Annotated in this window: 13 protein-coding genes and 1 pseudogene; 2 read left to right on the forward strand and 12 right to left on the reverse strand. The window is 68.3% G+C overall.

What is annotated here, in order from left to right; translation table 11 throughout:
- Positions 1-2 precede the first annotated feature (2 nt).
- Genes BLU55_RS13325 through BLU55_RS13360 form a run of 8 tightly spaced genes read right to left on the reverse strand, consistent with a single transcriptional unit; the run spans position 3 to position 21,533 of the window.
- Positions 3-464, reverse strand: a complete 462-nt coding sequence (locus BLU55_RS13325) for a very short patch repair endonuclease (protein ID WP_407938387.1) — start codon at positions 462-464, stop codon at positions 3-5.
- Positions 449-694, reverse strand: coding sequence for a hypothetical protein (locus tag BLU55_RS13330; RefSeq protein WP_091730529.1), 246 nt, complete (start codon positions 692-694; stop codon positions 449-451). Before BLU55_RS13330 ends, BLU55_RS13325 begins: the two co-directional genes overlap by 16 nt.
- Positions 695-709: 15 nt before the next feature.
- On the reverse strand, positions 710-2,914 hold the full coding sequence (locus BLU55_RS13335; RefSeq protein ID WP_091730532.1) for a 3'-5' exonuclease: 2,205 nt from the start codon (positions 2,912-2,914) through the stop codon (positions 710-712).
- Positions 2,914-9,213 carry a DEAD/DEAH box helicase gene (locus BLU55_RS13340; protein ID WP_091730535.1) on the reverse strand — a complete coding sequence of 2,100 codons (6,300 nt, stop codon included), beginning with the start codon at positions 9,211-9,213 and terminating at the stop codon, positions 2,914-2,916. Before BLU55_RS13340 ends, BLU55_RS13335 begins: the two co-directional genes overlap by 1 nt.
- Positions 9,206-13,834 carry a DNA methyltransferase gene (locus tag BLU55_RS13345; RefSeq protein ID WP_091730537.1) on the reverse strand — a complete coding sequence of 1,543 codons (4,629 nt, stop codon included), beginning with the start codon at positions 13,832-13,834 and terminating at the stop codon, positions 9,206-9,208. Before BLU55_RS13345 ends, BLU55_RS13340 begins: the two co-directional genes overlap by 8 nt.
- The gene (locus BLU55_RS13350) at positions 13,835-16,711 is read right to left on the reverse strand and encodes an SNF2-related protein (protein WP_091730540.1); all 2,877 of its coding nucleotides are present in this window, start codon (positions 16,709-16,711) and stop codon (positions 13,835-13,837) included.
- Between the two features lie 17 nt (positions 16,712-16,728).
- Positions 16,729-18,438, reverse strand: coding sequence for a DUF1998 domain-containing protein (gene drmB, locus BLU55_RS13355; RefSeq protein ID WP_091730543.1), 1,710 nt, complete (start codon positions 18,436-18,438; stop codon positions 16,729-16,731).
- Positions 18,439-18,449: 11 nt separating this feature from the next.
- Positions 18,450-21,533 carry a helicase-related protein gene (locus BLU55_RS13360; RefSeq protein WP_091730545.1) on the reverse strand — a complete coding sequence of 1,028 codons (3,084 nt, stop codon included), beginning with the start codon at positions 21,531-21,533 and terminating at the stop codon, positions 18,450-18,452.
- 282 nt (positions 21,534-21,815) lie between these two features.
- Here BLU55_RS13360 and BLU55_RS19505 point away from each other — a divergent pair, with 282 nt between their 5' ends.
- Together BLU55_RS19505 and BLU55_RS13370 are read left to right on the forward strand one after the other, a co-directional pair.
- Complete coding sequence (locus BLU55_RS19505; RefSeq protein WP_157682854.1) at positions 21,816-22,328, forward strand: hypothetical protein; 513 nt, start codon at positions 21,816-21,818, stop codon at positions 22,326-22,328.
- A 58-nt stretch (positions 22,329-22,386) separates the two neighbouring features.
- Positions 22,387-23,310: a lecithin retinol acyltransferase family protein gene (locus BLU55_RS13370; protein ID WP_091730551.1), complete on the forward strand. Its 924-nt coding sequence runs from the start codon at positions 22,387-22,389 to the stop codon at positions 23,308-23,310.
- A gap of 22 nt (positions 23,311-23,332) precedes the next feature.
- Here BLU55_RS13370 and BLU55_RS13375 read toward each other — a convergent pair whose 3' ends face one another.
- From BLU55_RS13375 to BLU55_RS13385, 4 genes and pseudogenes are all read right to left on the reverse strand, one after another.
- Complete coding sequence (locus tag BLU55_RS13375; RefSeq protein WP_231916871.1) at positions 23,333-23,920, reverse strand: phospholipid scramblase-related protein; 588 nt, start codon at positions 23,918-23,920, stop codon at positions 23,333-23,335.
- A 162-nt stretch (positions 23,921-24,082) separates the two neighbouring features.
- Positions 24,083-24,175, reverse strand: a pseudogene (locus BLU55_RS20165) (DUF2510 domain-containing protein); the annotation flags it as partial.
- Positions 24,176-24,302: 127 nt separating this feature from the next.
- Complete coding sequence (locus BLU55_RS13380; protein ID WP_091730556.1) at positions 24,303-25,112, reverse strand: carbohydrate ABC transporter permease; 810 nt, start codon at positions 25,110-25,112, stop codon at positions 24,303-24,305.
- On the reverse strand, positions 25,112-25,900 hold the full coding sequence (locus tag BLU55_RS13385; protein WP_197680989.1) for a carbohydrate ABC transporter permease: 789 nt from the start codon (positions 25,898-25,900) through the stop codon (positions 25,112-25,114). The genes BLU55_RS13380 and BLU55_RS13385 overlap by 1 nt, the downstream gene beginning before the upstream one ends.
- Positions 25,901-25,970 lie beyond the last annotated feature (70 nt).

Genomic DNA, 25,970 nt, shown 5'->3' on the forward strand with positions numbered 1-25,970 from the left:
GCTCACCACGGGCGCACGGCTGCGACGACGCGCACGGCGGCCTCGCTCACCGCCTCGTGCTCCCACACCCGCACCACCGCCCATCCGGCGTCGATCAGCACGGCGTCCGTGTCACGGTCCCGCCGGACGTTTCCGGCCAGCTTCTCCGACCACCAGGCGCCGTTCGCCTTGGGCGACGTGGCGTGCTCCGGGCACGCGTGCCAGAAGCACCCGTCGACGAACACAGCCACCTGCCTGCGCGGGAAGGCGACGTCGATTGTTCTCCTGGGGCGGCCGGGGACCGGCCAGCCGATGCGGTAGCGCAGCCCGAGACGGTGCAGCTCACGGCGCAGCGCCAGCTCCGGAACGGTGCCCAGCCGTCTCTGCCGGCTCATGCGTGACGCGACCTCTGCGGAGGACGCTCTGACGGGTCCGTTTCGTAGCGGCCCCGCCGCCGGCTCCCCGCCGTTCAGGCGAGCACCCACGGGGTCCCGGGGCGCCGGCCGTTCGCCGGTCGCAGAACACCGCTGTCGCGCAGCGTCTGCGCCGCCCACCTGATGTCGTACTGCCAGGTGTAGAACAGGTCGCCGGAAGCGCGCAGATCATGCTCGTGACGCTGCCAGACCTCCCGTGCCACCTGCACCACCGTCCCGCTCCCACCGAGGTTCTTCAGCGCCTCGATCACCCAGCTCTTCAGGTCACTCTTGGTCGCCACCGCTCCCCCATTCGCTCACGACGTAGCTCGTTCGAAGAATTCGCTCGGGTCGCCCGTCCACAGCACAACGAGCTCGTCCCTTGCGCGCGTGGCCGCGACGTAGAACAGGGAGCGCTCTCGCAAGACGGCGTCGTCGCGTTCCTGATCGGTGAGTCCCTTGAGGACGTACTGCGCCGGCATGAGGCTGCTGTCCGCACCGAAGATGACGACACGGGAGAACTCCATGCCCTTGGCGCGGTGCATGGTCATCACGACGGGGTCCTTGGCCGTCTGCGCTTGGTTGGTCACCACGCGGACCTTGGTGCCGCGTTCGTCCAGACCGCGCGAAACCTGCTGAGCCTGGGTCGCGTCCCGCACGAGGATGCCGATCGAGTCCGGCGCCGCACCGGCAGTCACCCAGGCCCGCACCAGATCGGCGCAGGCGTCGAGCTCTTGGGTGAGGTTGTCCGCGCGGATGAGCTGTGGGGCGGGACCCAACCGGGCGGAGCGGTAGCCCGACACCTCGGCCGCGTCGGACTCCAGGTCGCTGTAGCCGCCGGTTTCGAGTACCTGGACCGCGAAATGGAGGTTTTGAGCCGTTGTCCGGTAGTTCAGCTGTAGACGCCTGGAACGCCCGACGATCTTGATGCCCAAGCGACCGAGCACCACTCGCTGGCCGTAGATCCGCTGATGGGCGTCCTCGGCTATGAAGAGGTCGTCCTGCCCCTCGGGTACGAGGGCTCTGAGAAACTGCCAGTGGGTCGGGCGGAGGTCCTGACCCTCGTCCACCAGCACGTGGTCGACGAGCGGCGATGACCTACGGCCGAGGGCCTCAGCGGCTACCGCCGCGGCCTCACCGAAGTCGATTCCTCCGTCGATACTCGATCGGGCGCGGTAGCTCTCGACGACCTTCCAGACCTCGGCGCGACGGACACGGTCCAGGGCGACGCCGCGGCCGGGTCGACGCGCCTTGAAGTAGCCGTCCCTCGACGTGATCCGACCGGGCACGACGACCATGTCGTACTCCGCCTGGAAGAACGCTGCGTGCCGCAGGTCTGCTGGGAGGTCGGCGTCGGAGGAGGCGACCGCGTCGCGCCACCGCTCGTCGCTGTCGACCAGGCGCGCTGCGATGCGTTCGCTGCGATCCCCGAGGACCGCCGAGACTGCGGCCGACATGTGAGCCGAGTTCGTCCGGATCGCCGCGCTGACTGCGGCATCGATGCCGACCACCAGCACACCGGCGTCGCCGAGCTTGTCCGCCAGCACGACCGTCGGGTCGAGCGAGCGGAGCTCGCGCTTCATACCCTCGGCCAGGGTCTTGGTGAAGGTCGTGAGCACGATGCGGGCCGACGGGTCTGCCCGGTGGAGGCGTCTGGCGCGATGCAAGAGGACCACCGTCTTGCCCGTGCCCGCACCCCCGGAAAGCCGGAACGGTCCCGACGAGGTCTGCTCGACGTAGCGGCGCTGCTCCGGGTGGAGGAACACCTTCCAGGCGGCGAAGTCGCCCTCCTCGATGATGCGCCGTAGCTCCTCGTCCTCCTCGACGAAGGTGAACTGCATCGCCGCAGCTGGGTGTTTGAGGCCGGCGATCAGGTTGGTGTCCTCGTCCGGCCCGTCGTCAGTGCGCATCTCCTCGATCGCCAACGAAGCCTTGACCTCGGCTACGGACTCACCGCTGGCCAGCGCAATCAGAGCCGATCCCTGCCAGGGCACCAGGCCGGCTGCGAGCTCGAGCAGGGCGTCCTCGTCGGAGGCTTCCAGAGCCCCCACTGCGATGTCGGACTCGAAGCCGAGCTCCTCGACCAGATCCTCGAGGGACAGGCCGAGCGCGACCAGCGGTGTCGCTGTAGTCGCGTCCCCGATGGCGGTGCCATGCTCGTCACCTGCACCGACACGGTCGGCCGGGGACTCGGCAGTCACCTGCGTGATCCCGGTGACGGGGTTGAACGTCAGCCGGACCTTCTTCGCGACGTCGATGGCGTTGTCGTGTGGCCACACCCCCAGGTACACGTAGTGGGCCTCGGTCCCCGAACCCTGAACCTTGAACAGCACGGCGCGCCAGAACTGTGACACCCGGCCGGTGCGTACACGTGAGTCGGTGGAGTTCTGGATGGGCTCGATGTGTAGCCCGGGCAGGGCATCGTTGGCGCTCAGCTTTTCCAGGAAGGCGTACGCCTTGCCGCGCACCGAACCGTCCACCCTATTGCCGGCATCCTGCACGGCCATCACGATCTGGGGCATCAGGCCTCTTCCTGTCGCAGTGCGTCACGGATGTCGTGGATCTCGGGTCGCACGATGCGCCAACCGGTGCCGGTGAGATCGGAGCGATCCTGGTCGTCGAGCCCGATGTCCACCGCCACGGAGACATCGGGCCAGGCGAGGTCGATCGGGATTCCGTCCGGCCCCTCGTGCCCGATCTTCGCGCCGACCACGCCGGCCGCGTGGAGATCGATGACCAGGGCACGCACCCCCGCGTCGGCGAAGGCGAGGTCGGCACGGAGCTCCTCCGGGACGTCGTCGTCGAGGTCTGTGCCGGCGGCAGCGCCGGCGTCGGCGTCGGCGCCGGCCAGGCTGGTCACGGTGATCGTCGTCGCGTGCGTGCGCAGGTTGAGCAGGTTCGAGAGGTGCAACCAATGACGCCACGCGTCCATGTGGGCCTGCCCCAGTCGGTGGTCCCCGTCGTCGAGCACCAGTGCGACCTCGCTGGCGGTGGCCGTACCGAGATTGCGAGCGAGGAGCGCGACCGTGTCGCCGACCCAGGCCCAGGAGGTGGGGGGTTCACCGGCGAGGGCTCCCCCGTCCAGCAGGCCTGCGGCCGCTTGCACCGCGGACTCGCCGCTGAGGACTCCGCGATGCTGCGAGGACGCCATGGCGAACATCGGCAGCCAGTCGGCCAGCGCGGCGACGGTGGCCGGAGACGGATCCTGGATCCATCGGATCAGCCATCCCAGCGGACCGGCACGGACGAGATCGATCGCATCCGGGGTGAGTGCCCCCTGGGACATGCCCATGACGGCGCCGACCATCTGCTCGCCGAACCAGGGCGGCGCCGCTGGCGGATCGGTCAGGTCGCTCCAGGTGAGGGCGATGACCACGTGTCCCGCCTCGCGCAGTCGGGCGCGTTTGGCGACGTCGTCGTGGAGTCGGTTGATCGCGGGGTTGGCGTGGAAGCGCCAACCGTCGCAGAAGATCATCACCGCAGGCACGGTGGTGTCGTTGCTGCGGAGGGCGAAGTCGGGCCGCGATCCCAGCACGTTCTCCTGGGGATCGATCGTCCACACTCGTCCTCCGCCGAGCGTGATCACATAGCGGTTGCCGTTGGGTCCGGGCTTCTCGTCGACCGTCGCCCCCGCCGTCTTGAGGCGATCGCGGATCACCTGGCGGAACTTCTGCTCCAGGTGGCTCTCGGGGTCGAACCCGGTCGTTTCGTCGTCGGTCAGTGCCCATTCGCCGGTCGGGACGGGCTCGTCGGAGCTCCCGGTCCCGGCGTTGAGCAGGTCGCGCAGATGGCGTTCGGCGGCGACCCGCGAGACCCTGACCGCCCCGCCTGGGCCTGCGAACGGGAGCAGGCAGCGGTGGCACGACGCCCGTCCCTCGTCACGACAGGGACAGTCCCGCACCACTTCGTACGCCGCGAAGAGGACGGCGCGCAGCATCTCCGGCTCGGCGAGCTCCGCGAGGTAGCCGGTGCCACCCGGCACGACGTCGTGCAGCAGCAGCGCCGGCAGGTTGTCGGTCCCGCCCGGTGTGGGGTCCTCCACGAGTTCGACGGCCAGGTGGACGGGCGCACCGCCGATGTGATCGCGCAGACCCAGGAGCAGCGCCGCGGCGAGGCTGGGAGTGGCGAAGGAGTCGCCGAGCGACACCGACACTGGGAGCCGCACGACGAGCCCTTCGGTGCGCAGGATCCGCGACAGCGCGACCAGCCGGGTCTTCTCCTCCGCGGCGGCGCGAAGCGAGCACCACGGACGGTGCTCGGTGGCGTTGTTGCGATGGGTCGCGTTGTCGATCTGGCCGCACTCCGAGCACACCCGGAACAGCAGTGCGTTGCGCTCCTGACCTGCAACCGTGCGCAGTCCACCGTGACCCACCGAGCGGCCGAGATTCAGCCAACGGATGGTCAGGTCCTTCTGGTAGCGGACGCCGAAGCCGTAGCCGTCGACGTACCAGCGCCGCGACACCAGCGTCGGGTCGATGTCGGCCGCCACCACGATGTCGAAGGGCTCGCGCAGGCGGTCGTCGCGCGCGTCGTCGATCATCGCCTCGTCGCGCTTCATCATCGCGGACACCTGGTCGAGCTCCACCACGTCGAGCCGCTGCTTGACGTCGGCGAGGGCGGCGGAGCCGCAACGCGGACACGCGTCGATGCCCGCCGATCCTGGTGCGACCCGATCGGCGAAACCGCAGGCCGGGCAGAAGCACCAACGGTGGGCGGCTTCACCGTCTCGGCCCAGGTCGACGGCGTCGATGCTGATCTGGTGTCCCTGGGCGTAGAACGTGGCGCCCGGCGCGAAGTCCCGGAGCGCCAGGGCGGCACCGCGGTGATACGAGTACGGCTCGGTCCGCCAGTCCCCCACGTCGGTGTCGAACCAGGACAGCGACACGTCGAGGGTGACCGTGTCGTCGAGGAGCGTGTAGTTCGGCAGCAGCCCGTGCGCTTCGAGGACCCCGATCCAGTGCTCTCCACGGAGGTCGGTTCGTTGCTTCAGCAGCAGCTTGCGCGCCGAGAGCGCTGACCTGAACGCCAGCTCGTCGTCCTCGGTGCGGGCCGGCGACTTCGCCCGACGCTCGAGCTCGGGCAGTGACTCCTGGATCGCATCGATGCGGTGACCGAGAGTCTCGACCTCGGTGCGCCAACGGAGCGACTCCTCGTGGACACGCACGGACAACGCGCTCGTGAGCGGCGTGCTGCCCGGGGTGACCCAGTCCCGCAGCGACTTCTCGGCCTCCTTGGTGAGGGAGGGGAACCCGTGCAGGAACGCGTCCAGATGGTCGAGGTCCTGCTCTCCGTCGACGACGAGCGCGTGCAGATAGGTGCCGACGGCGGGCGCCTCCATGGCCTCGGTCGCCGTCGTGGGATGCGGCGCATCGCCACGTCGAGCAAGGCGGTCGGCGAGCGAGGCGACGTACTGCCGACGGAGGATCTCCTCGGCGTCGAGGTAGGTCGCCGGCGGGCGGACCTGTCCGTTGATCATCGACAGCGGTTCGCCCAGCTGAGGCAGTTGGTCGCCGCGGCCCCGCACGAAGGCAAGGTCGAGAGCGTTGCCGGTGAGCCGGCCGGCACGTCCGACGCGCTGGAGGTACGCCGCGACCGAACGCGGCAGCGAGGCGAGCATGACGGTCGACAGGTCGCCGATGTCGATGCCCATCTCGAGGGTGGGGGTGGCGACCAGGACGTTGGGGGCCTCCGGGTCGTCGGCGCGGCTCTTGAAGCCGTTCTCGTAGGCCAGGCGCGTCTCGTCGTCGAGCAGGCTGGTGTGCTCCCGCGCGAGCACCCGCTGGATCTGCTTCGCGGCGTACATCCGTCGGTAGAAGTTGTCGACCAGCGGAGCCCGACGTCGACGTCCGGCGCACCGGGCCACATCGCACGGCGCGCCCTCGAGCTGCGCGGTCACGAGTGGGCTGCCCGGGGTGTGGGCCTGACAGGCGTCGCAGACGAGCAGGTGCTCGGTCGATCCAAGCGCTGCGTCGGGCACGACCTGCACGAGCACCTTGGTGGCGGAGATCTGATAGATCGTGGCTCCGCCCTGAGAGGTGGAGGTGAGCAGGACGTCGCGCTTCGCCAGGCGCTCGAGAAGCAGCCGCGCGAGTGTCGCGCCCTGGGTGGCGCCGGTCCCGAGCACCTTGCCGGCCCACACGGCGTACCAGCTGCGCGGTGTCGTGACCGGGTCGAGGTCGACGTCGCGGGTCAGCTTCTCGCCGCCGACGCGGGGGTAGCCCGGAGCGGCGCGCCCGGCGGGGAACGCGGGCATGCCCTCACCCTTGGGCCGACCACCCCAGACGTGGTAGCGGGCGCCGTCGTGGTCGACGTAGCGGCGGAACCACTCGTGCTCGATCGCACCGCGCTCCCGCATGCGCTCGAGCACGCCACGCGCCCATTGCACGAGCTGGGTGTCCTCGGGCGCGAAGGCGCCGAGCGTGCCGGTCCCGCCCGCGTCGGCGACCGCCTGCCTCGCCGCGGCGAGCAGCGTCGCCTCGGGTACGTCGACGTGGGCGGTCACGCTGCCGGTCCGCTCGAGGGTGCGGCCGACCCGGGACTGGAGGCCGAACTCGAGGACCGCGTCGAGGAGGAGGCGGCGGCGCACCATCGTGCGCACCTTGGGGGTGACCCGGGCAAGGGTGGCCGCCTCCCAGAAGCCCCGGAGCTTGCTCCACCCGGCAAGGTCGGGCGGGAGGATGCGGTGTCGGTTCTGCCGGTCGTCGCCGGCCGACTCGATGACCCGGTCGACGAGCGCGTCAAGAGTACGGGGGTGGTCGTTCACGGCGCTGCGGAGCACCGAGCGCAGCGTGAGGCCGTGCGAGCGGCTCTGCACGAAGCCTGCGCGGTGCGCGGCGTCCTGGACGCTGTCGGTGAAGACCAGCGCCTTCTTCTCCGCCGGGTCGAGATGCGGATCGCCGAACAGTGTCGACAGCGTCACCGAGAGCTGGGTGGCGACCGCGGAGCCGACGAAGCGGATGGCGTCGCGGGTGCGACACGACGGGCAGGTGTCGTCCTTGGACGCCTTGCCGGCCTCGTCGCCGACGTGCATGAGGACGGGGAGGACTCGACCCTCGCGCAGGTCGGCCTCGACTGTCGGTGGCGCCGTGAGGAAGCGCCGCTCGCGGGTGTGGAACCAGCGCAGTCCCTCGACGGGCGCGGCGTCGTCCAACGCGGAGAACGCCTCGGCCTCCGGCAGAGCGAGCAGGACGGCCCGGAAGCGCTCGTCCTTGGCCAGGGCACGCTTGCGGATCGTGTCGTCGTCGGTGTCGAGATCCGTGCCGGTAGGGGCGAGTGCGACGCCCCATCCCGAGCGTCCGCAGTGACGACAGAAGAGGGACGGGAACCACGGCTCGGAGCCGACGACGCCCTCGTCCTGCACGATCTCGCCGTCGTCGAACCAGCGATAGCGCACGTCGAGCGAGGCCGAGCGGTCGAGTCGGGACAGCTCGCGGATCCACAGGTGCAGCTCGATCGACGGCATGACCCGGCCGTGCGCGGCCCGCAGGTGGCTCAGCGCGGCGACGAAGCACAGCAGGTAGGCCTCTGCCTCCTCCTGCTCGAGGCCCGCCCCTGCCACCGCGACGTCGGCGAGGTCGGCCACGTCCGCGGCTGCTGCGGCAGTGCGGATCAGCCGACCGGTCAGGGGGTGCGCGCGGAAGAGATCGAGGTCGTCGAGGCCGGTGGACGACCGATCCGGGAAGAGCACACCGGCGACCGCTGCGGTGATCGCTTCCCCTGTCGGATCCTGGCCGAGGGCGTCGACGGCTGCTGCCACGTCGCGTGCGGCACGAGCACTGTCCTCGATCGTCACGCCGGCGTCGGACACGGCGACCAGCGACGGCGCCTCCCACTGCTCGGCGGTCACGCGCGACTCGGTGACGACACAGTCCGCGCCGATGGGCTCCCCGAAGACGGTGGTGGCGAAGTCGGCGATGGCCTGACCGTCGCCTTCTCCGCCGAGCGTCGCCGACGTCGCCACGGGGGTGATGCGTCCGAGGGGACGGTCGCGGTCGTCGTCGGTGAGGTCGGCGTGGCTGTCGGGCCAGTGGCTCTTGAGCGTCAGCCCGAGACGTCGGAGGAGCATGGCCACGTCGGTGCCCTGGGCGCCGTCGTAGGTGTGGAACTCGTCGAGCACGAGGTAGCGCAGGCTCAATGCGCTCTGCTCCCAGATCCGAGCATCTGCGTGCCGCAGCAGCAGCTGGTCGAGCATCTTGTAGTTGGTGAGGAGGATGTCGGGGGCGCTGCTGCGGATGACGTCACGGTCGGTGATCAGGCTGTCGGCCGAGACCTTCGTGCGCGTCGGGCCCGCCTGTCCGGTGTAGAGCGCGGCGGTGACGCCGGCCAGGGCCTCGTGGGTGGTGATCATCTCCGCGAGACGCCCGGCCTGGTCGTTGGCCAACGCATTCATCGGATAGAGCAGCAGCGCCTTGGTGCCCTGCTCCCCCACCCGCTTGGCGCGCAGCACGTGGTCGAGGATCGGGTGGAGGAACGCCTCGGTCTTGCCGGAGCCGGTGCCCGTGGTGAGCACGGTGGGCAGGGGACGCGGTTGGTCGGGACCGAGGTCGAGGCTGGTCAACCGAGCGAACGTCTCGGCCTGGTGACCGTAGGGCGAGAACCCCTCGTACCACCCCAGGTGGTCGCGCCACCCGTCGGCGGCCGGCTCGAACGGGAGCCGCAGGCGGAGATACGGCCCCTTGAAGATCCCCGTGTCCGGGTGGGAGAGGAAGTCGAGCAGCGTCGCGCGGGCGTCCTCGTCGGCGAGCGACAGGGTCGTCCCGAGGTAGTCGAGCAGACCCTCGCGGATCGCTCTCGCTTGAACCGTGGGCAGCAGCTCACCCATCGCGATCCTTCAGCACCTGCTCGAAGTGGGCGTACGCCCGACGCATGTCGGCCTCGCGATCGAGGGTCACGAACGGCAGCTCGTAGGTGTAGACGGTGCCCGCCGGGTGCGTCGCGGTCCGCTCCTCCTCGGTGATCGCATCACCCCTGCGCCGCCACACCGTAAGCACCGAGTTGGGCACCTCACGACCATTGGCGTCGTAGATATACTTCGTGCGGTCGTAGCCATAGAGGACCGGGAACTGAGTGCGGTAGATCGTGCACAGCTCGTCCGCGGTGAGCCCGAGCATGAGCGCGACGAGAGCGTCGATCTCAATCAGCGCCTGCCGGCGGTCGGATGCTCGCCGAAGAGGAACCTCCCGTGTCCAACTTTGAGGCACACGTGCGATCGTCGGACGCCCTGGGTAGTCGATCCCCCCGGTCCAGGCGTCGTCTAGTGCCAGGTCGAGGCTCACGTCGTTCCATACGTCCCCGTGGGCGGCAGTGACGCAGTTCAGTCTCATCACTCGCAGTTGCAGAGCTGGCTGAAGTGGATGAGCAGAAACAAACGGAAGCCGATCGATTGTGCTCTGCCGAATCGTTGATTTTGGAGCCGCGCGAGTGATGAAGTCCGAGACGAGCGAGGACATGAATCCAGCGATGCTGACTACCTTACTGGGGTCGTCAGGGAGAACACTCAACGAGTGGATGCCATCCACGTGAGCTGCGTCCCTGGGCAGCAGAGCAGGAATCAGCGTCCGCTCGCCAGTGTTGGCCGCCATTGCCCTCCATGCGACTCTGTTCAGCGAGGTAACAGCGACGCGCTCGTCGCCTACATGGTCATATCGCGCGGCATACCGCGCTGCCGCAGTTGGATTCCCCGTATTTGGCTGATATTTTGTCGTCGGAATTGCGTATTCGTGGAGCTGCTCGAGGTCAATCGAAGAATAGTCCTTGTTGCTTGCCATCGATTGATTGGGGCTCTTATACATCGGATTCGCCACATGTATCTGAGGACCTTGCAAGATGACATCTTGCCACCGCCCACATGCTCCCCAGGCCACCTCAAACATCCCGCGCTTGAAATCGGCGCCCTCATCCCATCCAAGGGAGAGCAGGGGCTGGACCGAGCTCATCCTCGACATACTTGACACCTTGTCCAACACGCTCGCGGTCGACTGATTCACAACGAAGACCATCCGAGTGCCGCCCACACCGGCGCCACCTCCGAGAGTCTCGTTCCATGTGTGCAGAGTGCGCTTAGTAACATGCTGAATGCGGCCGCGGTGAGGGCGAGTGTCCCAATGACCCTCCTCGTCTTTCACCCCGGGCTCCGGGCCAGCGCCCGAATGCACCAACGACCGCTCGACGGTGTCGGGGTGATATAGCGACGTAGCCATCAGGAAGTCGATCACGTCGCCATTCCCGCCGTAAACGTGGACGCCGTACGTAACGAGGTTATGGATCTCGAAGAGGCCGAGCTCGTTGATGAACTGCCAGTGCCGGCGCAGGCGGGGATAGGTCGCTGAGCGAAGGTTGCCTGCACGCTCGTCGGTGAAATGGGTCTCCGGGTGCAGCAGAGCGGTGATGCCACGTGGCGACTGACGCCGCCAGGTCACCGACATGAAGCAGCGATAGAGGTCGGGCCTCAAGCCCGCCAGGTGCGGGAACATGGTGGGCGCTGACACCGACTCGCGAAGGGCCACCTGACCTCCTGCGAGATCGAGATAGGACCTGAGTGCCGAACTCTTGTCGAGCACCGACTCGCTCAGAGAACGGAACTCTTCCGCGGGCATCTTTGCGTCCAGTGCGAATCTGACGTCGTGGTCGGCGAGAACCGATGCGGCGTCCCAGTCGGGCCTCACCCACGGAGGGTTTCCGACCTGGAGGTCGAAGCCGCCGCGCGCAAAGACACCCGGGAACTCCAGCTCCCAGTGGAAGAAGCCCTGCTGGCTAGAGACCCGTCGGCATACGGCGAGCCAGGGATGGTCGCCAAGCACGTCGACCATGCGACGCGCGCCCGCGTAGGTCCGGTCGAGCTGCTCGGAGTCGTCGAGGCTGTCCCAGTCGAGCTCCTGCGTCAACGCTGCCTCGTTGCCGGCTCGGCGGCTGGTCTGGTTCATGCCGAGGATCTGACGGAGCGCGTCGTACCACTGCTCGAGCGTCGGCGGCTCGAGCTCATGTTCGGTGAGGGGCCAGAACCACAGCGCACACCAGGCGTCCATGACAGCGCGAAGCCGCTGATAGGCGCCGTCAGGATCCGCGAGGCTCTGCTCGATCTTTTCTCGGGTGATGGTGCGGCTGTCGGACCGAGCGTCCACCTCGCGTCCCCAGAGCGGGAGATCGCGACGGATCTGCTGTTCCGCGATCTCGAGTCGACGCGCAGCAATCTCCCACAACCGCTCGACGCGGCGGCCGAGGTCGACGAGGGTGTCCACCTCCTTGCGATCCGGCTTGCGGCGCGTCACCCGGCGCCAGGACTTGAGCGCCGCCACAGCATCAGGAGCGAGCTCGCGGATGTCGCGGCCGACCTCGGCCGCGGATCCCCAGCCCTCGGCGGGGAGAAGGAAGTGCGGCACGCGCCCGTCGATACGCTGCATCTCGCCGCCGGTGTCGAGACCGAGCTGGGTCGGCGCTGTCGTCAACCAGCTCTTGTCGTTGAGCTGATCCCGGCGATACACGGCGCGCCGCGCCCCGATGAGCGAGTTGCCGCGTCGCAGGTGGAGGCCGAACCACGGCGCGTCGAGGCCGGCCACCATGGTGTCGAGCCACAGAGAGATTTCGGCGAGTTCGACTGCGGTCGCGTTGAGGTCGACGCCGTGCACGTTGTGGAGCGCGATGTGGGCCTTCACGCGCTGCAGCTCGAGCGGATAGACGTCCGGGTCGATGCGCTCGCCGAGCTCCTTCTGCCGACGGGTGAGGTATTCATCGGCGAGCTGGCGCACGGCCTCGATGGCGAACGCTCCCGATCCGAGGGCGGGCTCGCAGATGCTCAGGCGCAGGATCTCCTCGGCCGTGGTCACCTGGTCGTCCTGGTCGAGCAGCTCTTCAAGCGCCTGGGAGACGACGAACTTCGTAAGCACCTCGGGTGTGTAGTAGGACGCAGACTGCTGGCGCTCGCGACCTGCGAGGCGGAAGACGAATCCGCCTTGGTGATGAACGACCGGTCGCCGCTCACCGGTGATCGGGTCGGCCGCGGTGACGAAGTGCTCGGCGGCGAGGTGGTCGGCCCGGTCGGTCGGCACCACCCACGACCCCTTGGACGGGTCACCGTTCTTCGCCACCTCGTAGAGGTCGGTCTCGGCGAAGAAGCCGGTGTAGGACATCAAGCCCTCGTAGACAGCACCGAGCTGGTTGATGCCGAGCTCCGCGTAGGAGATGAACCCACGATCGCGGCCGCGGGCCTCCTTGCTCAGCAGCAGATGACGGAGCACTTCCTGGAGCGCGGCGTTGCCGAGCCCGACGTCCTCGATGTGCGCGACCGCAGCCGGCTCGAAGAGATCGGCTCTGAGGTTGCGGAAGGTCAGGCCCTCGGTGACGGCGCCTTCGGCGGCGTCGCGCAGGCCGTCGTGCCCGAGGTGCAACAACCCGAAGAGCGTGGCGAGCGAGTCGTAGAGGTGCGTGCCCGACCTGGACCGAGGTGAGACCAGCTCGACGAGGCACATCTCGCGGAGGCGGTCGATGCTGTAGCCCGACTCGTACTCCCGCGTGCCGGTCGGCAGGACACCCAGCTCGGGTGACGCCTCGGCGTAGAGCAGGAAGAGGATGCGGTAGAGGAACCTCAGCGACTGCTTCGCGAGCGGCTGCGCCTCGTCCGCAGGCAGCGGGTCGAGGCCCGCGTCGCGCCGGCGTCGTACGACCTCGTTGGCGATGATCTCGACCGACAGCCGGACGCCCTCGCGCAGGTCCTGGGAGACACCGACGGTGTGCTTGACGGATTCCTCCAGCACCTGGCGCCACCAGATCTCGCCCTCGGCGTCCGGTGCCAGCGAGCCCGCGCACACGCAGGCCAGCGCCCTGTCGACCTCGCCCCCGCGGCGCGCGTCGTTGCGCTCGGCGACCGTCAGCAGGTCGACGGTCAGGTGGCGACCCTCGAGCCAGCGCTCGCGTTCGGCGACGAGCAGTCGGCCCCCCGACACGACGAGGGCGAACGCGGGCGGGGTCTCACCGACGAACAACGCCGACAGCAGAGCTGCCACGGACGCGATCTCCGTGCCGTCGTCCATGAGATGGGGCTCGATGAGAGTCTCGACGTCTTTGCGGATCAGGTCCTCGACCGTCTCCGAGGCCCGCGCCACGACCACCGCGAGGTCCCCGCCCGTGGCAAGACCCGCCGACCTCACCCGGATGACAGGGCCGGATCGCTGTTGGACCAGGCCCTTCGCGCCGTAGCCGAGCAGGTCGACCACGTGGTCCGCGAAGGTCCGCAGCTCGGCGTCGTCGGCGTCGGGGAGGTCCACCAGCCGGCGGATGAGATCGGCGCGCTCCCCCATGAACCGGGTGCGCACGTCACCGTCCTCGTCGTCCCACGCCTTGCGACGCTCGAGGACCTTGGCCTGGAACGATTGCCGGGTCGCGTCGGTGGTGAAGAAGTGCTCGCTGATCCAGTCGCCGGTGACGACAAGGGCATCGCTCGTGGGCATTCAGACCGCCCTCCCGTCCGCGGTGGGGAAGACGACCAGGAGCGGTCGGACCGTGCGCTGGTCGGGCCGCAGCGACAGCGCCACGTCGCGCTCGACCTCGACCCGCGATCGCCGGTCGCGCAGACCGGCACGCTGGGTGAGCTCCAGAGCAAGTTCGTCCCAGGTGTCCGTGCGCGCGGCCCACCGTTCGACCCTGGCCGTCACCTCGGCCTCCACGGCGTCGAGCGTCATGTCCAACGAGGCCCGAGCGGCCGCGACCGCGGGCGCCACGTGACGTCGCAACTCCATGATGTCGGGCGTGCGGCCGCGATTGACGAGCGACCCGGTGATCCCTAGTGCGATGAGAGCGGCCGAGGCGTCTTGGAAGGTCTCGACCGGGCTGAAGGTCAGGTTGCCCGGGCTGGGGAAGGACACCACCGCGAAGCTGGACGTGACGATCTGGCCGCGGGCGTTCATCAGCGCCGCGTGGGTGAGGACGGACACGTGCTCCACCGGTCCCTCGACGGCGAAGATCTGGTTGCGCCCCAGCGCAGCGAGCGCGCGGTCGGCTGCCCAGTCCAGCGCCGGATGCAGTGGCGCGAGGAAGTGCGCCTCCGGCCACAGCGACGTCGAGCCTGCGCCACGGGCTTCTTCGATGGCGCGTCGACCGCGGTCCGACGAGGTGGCGAGCTTCATCGACTCGGTGACTCGACGCTCGCGGAGATAACTCTGGGGCAGCACGTCGAGGCGTTGGCAGAGGTCCGGCGGCGGGTTGAATTCCGCGACCGCGTGCCCGGGGTGCACTCGCCAGCCGACGCCGTTCGGGGGTGGGGAGGCAGGGGTCTCGAGAGCCTCGTCGAGCGCGTCGGTGAGAAACGCGACCCGATCGGGATAGAGCCCGGATCCCGACGGCGCCTCGGACGCACGCTCCGCCTGGTGAGCAGTCGGGGCGTCGGCTACGGCGAACAGCGCCATCAAGGCGTCCAGGTCACCGCCCTGTGCCACCTGCTCCGGGCTGCGGACCGTGTCGTCCAGATCGCGCTCGCCCGCGAGCACCTGTCGGATCGCCTCCTCCTCGGCGGCCACGTCGTGCTTGCCCATCAAGGAGGCGGAGTCCCCGAGCGCTTTGTGGGCCTCGTGCTCCTTCTGCACCAGACGCTCGAGGATGCGCACGTCGCCGGCGAAGCCTTCGCTGGTCGGGTCCAGCAACAGCGTGGTGATGACAGGTCGGTGGCGCTGGCCGTAGCGGTCGATGCGCCCGTTGCGCTGCTCGATCCGGATGAGGCTCCACGGGATGTCGAAGTGGACGAGGTGGTGGCACTGGAGATGCAGGTTGACGCCCTCGGACGCCACGTCGCCGGTGACCAGGACACGGATCGGCGACGACTCCTGCTTGAAGGACTCGACGACCTCCCGCTGGTCCACGTCGGACAGCCCTCCGTGCAGGACGACCACCTCGTCGGACGAGAATGCCAGGTCGCTCATCAGGTTCTCCCGCAGCCAGGTCAGGGTCGCCACCCGCTCGGCGAACACCACCACGCGCTCGCTCGCCCCCGGGCGGACACCGATCCCGCCGAAGTGGTCGACCAGGGCGGCGTACTTGGCCGAACCGGACTCGACACAGTCCCGGTTCAACTCGCGCAGACGCTCCAACGCACGGCGCTCACGACCGGCCTGGACGGTGTCGCCGGTGATGCGCTTGGTCCTCTCGAGGACCGAGGCCTCGAACGCGGCCGGGGACGACAGGAACGCCTTGGCGAGAGTCCACGGGAAGAGCTTGGCGTTGGCCCCGGAGTACGGCGACCGGCCGGACTCCGGATGCAACCAGACGGTGTCGAGCTCCTCCGCCAGCGCGTTCTCGGCGGCCGACGCCGGCACCAGGACGTTGCGGGGGTCGTGCCTCTCGGGCCATTTGCCGCCGACCACTGCCGCGACGTCGGGGCTGTGGCGGTGACGCCGGATGACCAGGCGGCGCACCTCGTCCTCGACGAGGGTGCCGTCGGGCCTGACCGCGCTCGGCTCCAGCATCGAGACCAGCTCAGCGAACGACTCGGCCTTGCCGTTGTGCGGGGTCGCCGAGGCCAGGATCAGCGCGTCGCTGCGGGTCGAGAGCAGACGCGCGAGCCGGTTGTTCTGCGACGTCGAGTTGGTGACGTTGTGGGACTCGTCGATGACCACGGCGTCCCAGTGCTGCTTCTCCAGGTGGGAGAGGTAGGCATCGCTCTTGAGGGTGTCGATGGAGACGATCACGCGCTTGAAGAAGGAGAAGGGGTTGCGGTTCGCCGGCAGCTTCTGACGGATCCGCTGGATGCCGACCGAGTCGAGACGCACGAAGGGCAACGCGAACCGCGTCCACAGCTCGAACTGCATCTGCTCGAGCACGTGTCGCGGCGTCACGACGAGGATCCGTTCGCCTCGGCCGCGGCGTACCAGCTCGGACAGGATCATGCCGATCTCGAGGGTCTTGCCCAGGCCCACGGCGTCCGCGAGCAGGATGCGTGGGCGCAGGTTGTCCCGGCTCAGCGCCTGGGTGACCGCCTTGAGCTGGTAGTCCAGCGGGTCGGCCAGGCCCTGACGGGCGACCGTGAGGTTCGGGTCGTCCACCGGGACCGCGGTGCGTCGGAGCGTTGACTCCAGCCACAGGCGGGCGCGCCGGTGGCCCGGGGAGTCGTCCGCCACGACTTCAGCGGCCGCCGGATCGAGGACCTCGATGTCGTCCAGCGCCGTGCTGAAGATCGCTTCGGTGTCCCGCACCAGCTCGGACAGGCCCTGGACCTCGACGAACCACCCGTCGGTCGCACGCTCGGCGCGGTTGACCAGCCAGGTCTCGTCGCGGACGACGACGACCGATCCGACGGGCGCGTGGAACGCCTCGCCAGCGTGCCGGAGCTCGGTCACGTTGTCGATCCCTCCGGTCAGTCGACGAACGAGTTCAGGAAGCCGTCCTCGGGACGGTCGGGCAACCCCACGAGGCAAGCACGGTCGAGCTCCCGGTTGGCGAGCTCGCAGCTCGTCTCCGGCAGGAGCTGGCACGCATGGCAGGCCGCCAAGTTGAGCGCGTCCGCGCCACCCGAGACCGTCTCGATGCACACCGGATCGGAGGAGCACCAGCGTGCACGCCTCGTCGCGGACAGCACGAGTGGCCAGACGCGATCTGCGCGCGACTGCGCTGCCAGACCACCGAGGCTGCCCGCCGAGTCGGCGGACGCGGTGTAGATCAGGATCCCGGCCTGCCCCTCCTTGCTGTAGACACGCTCGCGCAGCGAAGCCACCGGGTAGCCGGCATCCAGGCTGAGCTCGGTGAGCAGTGCGTGGGCCAGCGAGTGCAGCAGCAGCTCGCGGGGACCGATCCGCTTGACGTGCGGCACACCCATTGCTTCGGCCCGGATGCGGTAGGCCTCCTCGATCGCCTTGGCCCGGGACTTCGCGAAGTCTCCTGCCTCCCAGGTCGCCAGGGCCGTCTCGTCGATCTGGAAGAAGACACCTTCACCGAGCACTTCGATGGCGGGCAGCCAGGTGGGTTTCTGTGCGGTCAGCGGTGCGACGCGGTTGCCCTCCTCCCCCTCACTCCACGGGGTCACGCGGGTGAAGCCCTGCAGAGCGCGCACCTCCCGTAGTCGCGCCACCTCCGACACCTGCGTCAAGAGCCGATTCGCCTCGTCGGGCAGACCCTCGACCCGAGTACAGACGAACTGCTGACGGGGGTCCTTCTCCGGGCGCCCCTTGACCAGGGCGCCGTACTCGTCCGCTCGCAGATCGGCGTCGTCTGGGATCTCGTCCGAGGCCTCACCACGCATCACGAGGATCGCCTGAACCAGGTCGTCGACCTCGACGCCGGCCTCCTTGTCCATATCCATCCCGACCAGTGTCGCGGCCAGTGCCGCGGCAGGGATGTGCTGCACCATCGGCCAGTACTTGTTGATCGTCCGGTGCGCTCCCTCCGACCACGGAGGAATGGAGATCGCCGACCTGACCGACGCGAACCAGACGTTGGAGGCACCTCGCTGCAGGGTGCGCGGCGTCTGGTCGCAGGTGTCCGCGGCCGCGCCGCGCAACCAGGGACGGTTGCCCCAGCACTTGCTGATCCCGATCAGCGCTTGGGGCGAGAACGACCCGGCCAGACTGCGCCCGGGTGCCCCGCACGAGCACGAGATGACGATGTCGCCCAGGGACGAGCTCTGGCCTCGGGTGCGCAGGAAGAGCTGGTGGCTCTTGTCGGCATCCGGCCGCTCACCCTTGTGCACCCAGGCGGAGTAGGGGAAGTCGTCGATGTGCCCACCGGGGCAGCAGATGACGAACCGGGAGGGCACGAGCGTGCGCTGACAACGGTCGCATTCGTTTCCGTCCCAGCCGCAGAAGTCGTTCAGCCGCCCGAGACGGTGACACTTCGGGCAGTGGAACATCCGTGGGAACCGCACGACCGGCAGATCCTTCTTGCCCCTCGACGGAGGCATCCGAAAGGTACGCACCTCCATGGAGCGAGCCAAGCGGGGCTCGGTCACCTCTGGGCACTGGCTCTCGGTCCAGTCGTCCGTGCCGAGCAACATGAAGCTCTCGTCCCGAGCCGGGAAGAGCGCCCCCACACCGTACGTCGTCACCATCTGGCTTCGACGGGCCTCGGCCACTTTACGGACCATCAGCTCTTCGATCCCTTCGTCGGAGGTACGAGGAAGAGGGCGGTCGTCGCATCGACCTCTCGGAGACTCGTCATCGTGGCCCATGCCGGATCGCTCACCGGGAACACCAGCTCGTCCTCGTTGAGCACCATGCCGGGATCGACGAGCAGGAACCCGCTGGACTCACGCCAGCCCGGGTACTTCAAGCTGCCGGCATCGGCTGCATCCGCCCAGGCTTCGATCAGTGCCGTCATCTGCGAGCGCACCTTGTCCACCTCGTCCGGCGCGATGCTGTGCGCACGGTCGAGGAACGACTGCAGAGCGGACTCCAGAGCGGACCGCTGCGTCTTGATCGCTCCTGCCGCGCCATCGCTCGCGAGCCCGTCGACGAGCAGTCGTGCGTAGGACACCAGCACGCCGTGGAGGCCGCGGTCACGCGCCCTTGCCGCGAACGGCGTCGCGCTCGTCGCCTCCACCTGGCGGTAGAGAGCCCGGTGGTAGGAACCGAAGCTTTCGTAGTGCGAGAGGTCCCGGGACCGGGCAGCGTTGTAGAGCACGACAACGAGACCCGGGTGCTGACGCCCGACCCGGCTCGTCGACTGGATGTACTCCGCCGTTGCCTGGGGCTGTCCCATCACGACCATGAGCCCGAGACGATCCACGTCCAGACCGACGGAGATCATGTTGGTCGCCAGCACGACATCCTGTGTCTCGGTGTCGGGCAGCGCACGGCTGAGGCTCGCGAGCGCCTCGGGAATCTCCGCCGAGTCGACACGTGACGTCAGCTCGCCCGGCTCGGGAATCTCTCTGACGTCCGTGCCCATTCGGCCGGCGAGCACCTTGAGCCGGTCCGGGACGTCGTCCAGCACCTGCATGTAGGCACCTCCGAGAACACGGAGGCTGTTGAAGTAACCGAGCAATGTCCAGTAGGCGTCGCGCACCTTCTCGTCGCCGGGGAGGTCCTGGGCGGCCTGGAGCAGCGCGGCGTAGGTGCGGACCATGAGTGTCGTGTGGCTCGTCGAGGGAGCCGCGATGCCGAGATACCGCCGTGTGCCCTTCTTGTCCGGCGATGCCTGGACCGAGAAGTACGAGTCGGTGTTGTCGAGGCCGGGGGGTGGGAACTGACGCGAGTCCCGGTCGAAGACCGCACGGACCTGCTTCTTCGCGCGCCGAATGGTCGCTGTGGACGCCACCACCTTGGGCCGTGCGATTCCGGTGCAGGCGGCGTCCACGGCCGCCTCGTAGAGCCCGACCATGGTGCCGAGCGGTCCGCTGATGAGGTGCAGCTCGTCCTGGACGATGAGGTCGGGCGGTGGGTTCGCGCCATCGCGCGAGAACAGACTGCGCACCTGCTCCCGCCACGCCATCATCGCGAACTTGTCGACCGTCCCGATCACCAGGGACGGTCGCTCTCGATAGACGTCCTCGTCGACGAGATGCACCGGCAGCCCATCCGCGAACTCACAGGCCGCGCCCCCGCACCGCACCACCATGCGATCCGGCGACTTCTTGATGAGGTAGTCGTCCAGACCCAGGTCGTGCCCGCACACGGGGCAATGGAGCAGCTGGTACGGGTTGCCCTCGTCCTTCGGATTGATGCCGTCCCGGAGCTTGTTCAATGCCCTGCGTGCCTCGGAGACCTTGAGCGGCGTGGCGCCACGCCCGACCCACAGACCCAACGAGATCGGCTCCGCGTTCTTCATCTGCTCACGCCGGATCGACTCCAGCGCGCAGATCAGGCCGGCGGCCCGCTCGAACTGCTGGATGGTGAGCAGCCTCAGCGTGTAGCGCATGATCACGGACACCCCGCCGTGGGCAGGATTGCGAAGACGGCGAAGAAGAATGGAGAACCCGATCAGACCGAGGTAGGCCTCGGTCTTGCCACCGCCGGTGGGGAACCACAGCAGGTCCGCGATCTCACGGTCCGGCGAGGTCGGGTCGATCAGCCCCTCGAGGTTGAGCAGAATGAACGCCATCTGGAAGGGACGCCAGGTCTGCGGCCGCTCCTCGATCCCCCGCTGGCGATCCTGCCGGGTGCGCTGCAGGGCCATCGCCGCATTCATGAGCCTGAATGCGCGCTCCGCATCAGGATCGGCACCCATGCGCTCGATGCCGCGCTCCATGCGGTCCGCTGCCTGAGCCGCGTCCGCCAAGTGCCTTCGCCCGGTCGCTTGCAACTCCGGAGCCAGTGTCGCGATCTCGCCTTCGCGCTCGGTGATCCAATCGCGGTAGGACGCGACGAGGGCCACGAGCGGCTCGACGCCACCCGTCGCCAGCTCGTCCATCCTCATCACGATCCCCGAACCACCTGCCGGCTCGGCCAGCGGCACGTCGTACGACGGGGTGAAGGTGGTGGCGAGCTCCTTCGTCGGCCCGTCGTCGGACCACTTGACCGCGCAGCCGTGACCCACGGCCATGTCCTCGACGTCGCGGAAGAGCAGGGCGTAGGAGTCGAGATCCTCGTCGTCCAGGCCGGCCGAGCTTTCCGCCCGGCGTGCGCTGAACGACCCTTCGTCCACCCGCGCGGTGATGGACGGTTGGAACCAACAGTGAGCGTCCTTGCGAGCGTTCTTTTCCGGGACACCGACATTGAGCAGAACGCACGTGACTGAGGAAGTGCCGCCCCGGGGCTCACGCACGACGACCAGGAGATCCAGGTCCTCCGCGAGATGATGGGTCCGCCGGTCGACGATCCCCGTGTCGACGCGAACGGGGTCCGGACTGACGGCCACCCGATCCCACGTTCCGTCCCCGTCCTCCGCCTCGCGATAGCGCGCAGCCTCCACCTCGACGACGACGTGCGGCACCAGGCCCGGGTCGACCGCGAACGTCATCCCCATGGTCGAGGGATAGCGCATGTGCGACAGAGCAACCGCGGGGTCGAACGACGCATCGGCACCACCTGCCCCGCCGGATTCGGCACTGTCAGGATCGTCGACTTCTTCCTCCATCACGGCGTCGTCCCGAGGATGAAGGATCCCGACGGCGAAGCGGTCCAGAGGCGGCTCGGACAGCTTCGCTGCCCCCGCTCCACCGATCAGGTCCTGCTCCAGCGATGCGACCAGGGAGTTGCGAAAGTCGTACCACGCTGCAATTTCGCCCACAGGGCCCCCATCCCGAGATCATGCGCGATTCGTCAGTTTGCCAGCTCCTAAACAAAAAGCCAGGACCTGGTCCGGCTCGGAGAGCTGCGCGCTCCAGGAGGTGAGCACGCGCACGAGGCTTGCAGGGTGCTGAGATGGCCCATCATCAAGCGGTTGCGAGCACCGCTGGCGATGTAATCTCACGACGCGTCACCATTGCTGAGCTCGATTCGGCTCGGTGACGAGTCGACGAGCGGCGACGCCGCACTCCTGCTCCCGCGAAATCTCACCAGGAGGCTGCGAATGTCTGCCGAGATGGCGTCCGCTCTCACCGGCGCACTGACCCTACTGGCGGCCATCTGGGCAGGTGTGACAGCCACACGTCTGTACCGGGTCGAACAGGAACGCGACCGCGCTCGAGTGGCAGCCGAACGACGAAGTCAGGCAGAACAATTCGCAGGCTGGGTGTCGTGGGTACCCCAGCCCCATCTCGCCATCGACCTGCCTGAGGGTCTGAGGTCGCCGAACCTGGCTCTGAGGAACGCGAACTCCGTTCCTGTGTACGACGTCACCGTCCGCTACTTCCACGGCGACATTCCCGCGGGCGAGCAGTCGTTCTCCGTCATTTCACCAACGGATTCCGATACTCAACATCGCGAGATCAAGTCGGAAACGATGCGCGAGGTGCTGCTGCAACCTCGGCCTGCCGCTACTCGTCTGGACCTTCGAGTGGCGCTCTCGTTCACCGATGCCCGAGGCAGGAGGTGGGAGCGTGACCGTCAGGGCCGGCTGCGCGATTTCGGCACCGAAGCGTGAGCTGACCCGGGCTGAAAAGACCCTTTGCAGTTTCATCGCCCATCTGGAGGAGTGACGTATGGCCCGCGCCGACCACATCTACGTCCGCAGACCCGCGGGATACACCCATCACGGTGTCGACTGCGGTGACGGCACGGTCATCCACTTCACGGGCGAGCCCGGTCAACAAAAGATCAACGCCTCGATCGCTCGGACCTCGCTCGAGGAGTTCCTCGACGGAGGCAAGCTGCTGGTCAGGGAGTACGGAAAGCGCAACGATGTCGACACCACGATCGGACGGGCAGAGTCCAGGATCAGTGAGACGGGCTACCACCTCGTCGTCAACAACTGCGAACACTTCGCCACCTGGTGCTGCACCGGCAAGCCCGTCAGCGAGCAGGTCCGGGGGGTCGGCAGCCTCACCGCGCACGGCGCCGTCGCCACTGGCGCTGCTGCGGCCACGTCGGGAGTCGTCGCCGGGCTCGGTGTGACCGCGGGACTGAGCGGCCCGGGCATCATGAGCGGTCTCGCCGCGGCCGGTAGCGCAGTCGGTGGTGCGGCGAGCGGCCCAGCCGTTCTCGCGGCCCTTCCGGCCGTCGTGAGCATCGGCATCACCAACGTGGCGCTTCGCGACGACGAGACACTCCCGCCGAGCGAGCGAGCCTCGCGCAGGGACGGACGATGGGCGTCCGTAGCGGGTGCGGGAGGTGCCATGGCCGGAGGCATCGGCGCGATCAGCGCGGCCGGTACCGTCAGTGGACTCAGCGGAGCAGGGATAGCCAGCGGGCTCGCGGGCATCGGTGCGCTTGCAGGCGGAGGGATGGCCGCAGGGACCGCCGTGGTCGTCGCAGCACCCGCAGTGGCGGCTGCCGCAATCGGCACGGGGGTCTATCTAGCGGGGCGCAAGCTACGAACCCGCAAGCGCGCCGAGCCGCGGACCCCGATCACGTCCGAGGTGGAGGGGCTGCAGTCCACGGACAAGCGAGATCACTCGGAGGGCTGACACAGCCTCCGAGCCCGAGCACTCACCGCTGATGGAACGCCGTGTCCACCACCAGAGCAGCGGCGATGCTGAGCAACCGGAGCGGCCCCGTCACGTGGCCGGGAAACTCCACGACGTAGTTGTCCCCCTTGGTGAACAGCTCCTTGGCCAGACTCGCCCGAGTCTTCGTGATGCGCGCGACCACGCTGCCGCCGGTGTCCTGGACGTGGAAGTCGCGATGTCGCCCGCGGTCGTCCGAGTGGACAGCCCCGATCAGCTTGTTGCCGGCGTCCTCCAGCTTGAACCGACGGTCCTTCTTGTTCGGATTCATCGACGGCACGATGCGTCCGGTCTTGCCGCCGTACTCGTCGGCCACCACGACCTTGGACGTGAGCAGGTTCGACTCGCGTCGGAGATCGAACAGGGGGCGCCCCTCCATGTCCACCACCTGCATACGGCTCGACAGCCGTTTCCCCCGGACGGCCGCCACCTGCAGACCGTTGCGGTCGTAGATCGCGTACTCGGCGCGCAGCTCGACCAGCTTTCCCTTCTGGTTGATGACGAGGACGGGCTCGCTCAAGATCGCCAGGTCTGCCCCGCCGGCGATGGAGGCGACCTCGATCTTCTGCACCTGCTTCTGGATCCTCGCCGCTGCCCGGCTGACGGGCGGACTGCCCGAGACCTGCCGGTTCCCCTCCCGTGGGTAGGGCTGAGCAGCACGGGGCGTGTTCGGAACCACGGCCAGCGGTGCGACCGCGACGGGAGGGTCGACCCACTGACGACCGTTCGAGGCCACGTGCTCGGTCCAGCGGACGCCGTCCCAGAACCGGTGCTCGGCACGACGGAAAGGGTCTGCATGCCAACCGGCAGGCGGGACTTGCGGCATGGACGTGCCTTCCACGAGATCTGAGCGCAGCTTCCTGAGACGGGCCAAATCTACGAGTGCGGCCGGTGTCGTGTGGTCGGAACCAGAGTCCGGGACCAAGGCACCTCCGGTGAGTTCACCGACCACCTCACCGGATCCCCGACCGCGAAAAGCCGTCGACGAAGAACCGCTGCAGCGCCACGAACACCACGAGCAGCGGCACGCAGGACAGCAGCAGCGCCATCGCCATCAGACCGCCGTAGTCGGCGTCGAACTGGCCCTGGAGGAACCGCAGCGCGACGGGGAGCGTGTAGAGGTCGGGGTCACGCAGCGTGATCAGTGGCCACAGGAAGTCGTTCCACTGGGTCATGAACGCCAGCAGGACCATGACGGCGATGAGCGGCTTCGCCATCGGGAGTACGACGTACCGCAGCGTCGCCCACGTGCCGCAGCCGTCCAACCGGGCGGCATCGAGCAGCTCGTCGGGCACCGACACGAAGAACTGCCGTGCCAGGAACACCCCCAGCGCCGTCGAGGCCGAGGGAAGGATCACCGCCCAGAACAGGCCGATCAGGCCCATCCGGGCGACCAGCTCGAACTGCGGGATCATCACCGCCTGCGCCGGCACCATCAGCGTGCTCAGCACGATCAGCAGCACGACCGTGCGGCCAGCGAACTGCAGCTTGGCCAGCGCGAACCCGGCCGCCAGGTTGACCGCGACCGACAGCGCCGTGGTGAGCGTGGCGACGATCATCGCGTTGGAGAACCATCGCCAGACCGGGAAGCTGGCGAACAGGTTCGAGAAGTTCGCGGTCGTGAACCGGGAGGGCCACAGGCTGGCGCCGCCGTCGAAGACCAGCTCGCGCAGGGTGAAGACGACCACCACCATCGCGAACAGCGGCAGCACGAACACCGCCGAGACAGCCAAGCAGATGACGAAGCGGAGAGGGCGGCTCATCACGCCTCCTGACGGCGGTTGACCCGCAGCTGGACCGCGGTGATGGCCAGGGTGATGACGAGCAGGACGAGGCCGACGGTGGCGCCGTACCCGAAGTTGCGCGAGGGCCCGAAGCCCTCGTCGTAGGCGTAGGTGACCAGCATCGTCGTGGAGTAGCCGGGCCCGCCGTTGGTCATCACGTAGACGACGTCGAAGACCTGGAACGACCAGATCATGTTGATCACGACCAAGAAAAAAGTGGTGGGCCGCAGCCACGGCACGATCACGTGGCGCACCCGGTTGAACCCGCCGGCGCCGTCCATCGTGGCCGCCTCGAGGACCTCCTTGTCGACGTCCTGGAGCGCCGCGAGGTAGACGAGCATCCCGAAGCCGACCCGCGTCCACAGCGTCATCACGACCACCGACAGCATCGCCAGCGCGCCGTTGCTCTGCCACGACACCGGTCCGACGCCGAGGTCCCTGAGCACGCCGTTGACGATGCCGACCGACTCGTCGAACAGCAGCAGCCCGACGAGCGACACCACCAGCGAGCTGACCGCGATCGGCAGGTAGACGATCGTGCGGAACACCCCGCGCCCGGGCAGCGCCTTGTCCATCAGCATCGCCAGGCCGAGGCCGAGGCCGAGCCCGACGCTGAGCGGCACCGTGGCGACGGTGAAGATCGCGGTGTTGAGCAGCGCCCGCCAGAACACGGCGTCGGAGAGCAGCCGCAACAGGTTGGTCACGCCCGACCACTCGCCGGGCCGGAAGGACCGCTTGGCCTGGAACGACGTCAGCAGCGACCACACCAAGGGGACGAGCAGGAACAGCCCGATCAGCAGGAAGGCGGCCGTCAGCAGGCCGGCAACACATCGGATC

The sequence above is a fragment of the Nocardioides scoriae genome (assembly GCF_900104965.1).
GTDB classification, from domain to species: Bacteria; Actinomycetota; Actinomycetes; order Propionibacteriales; family Nocardioidaceae; genus Marmoricola; species Marmoricola scoriae.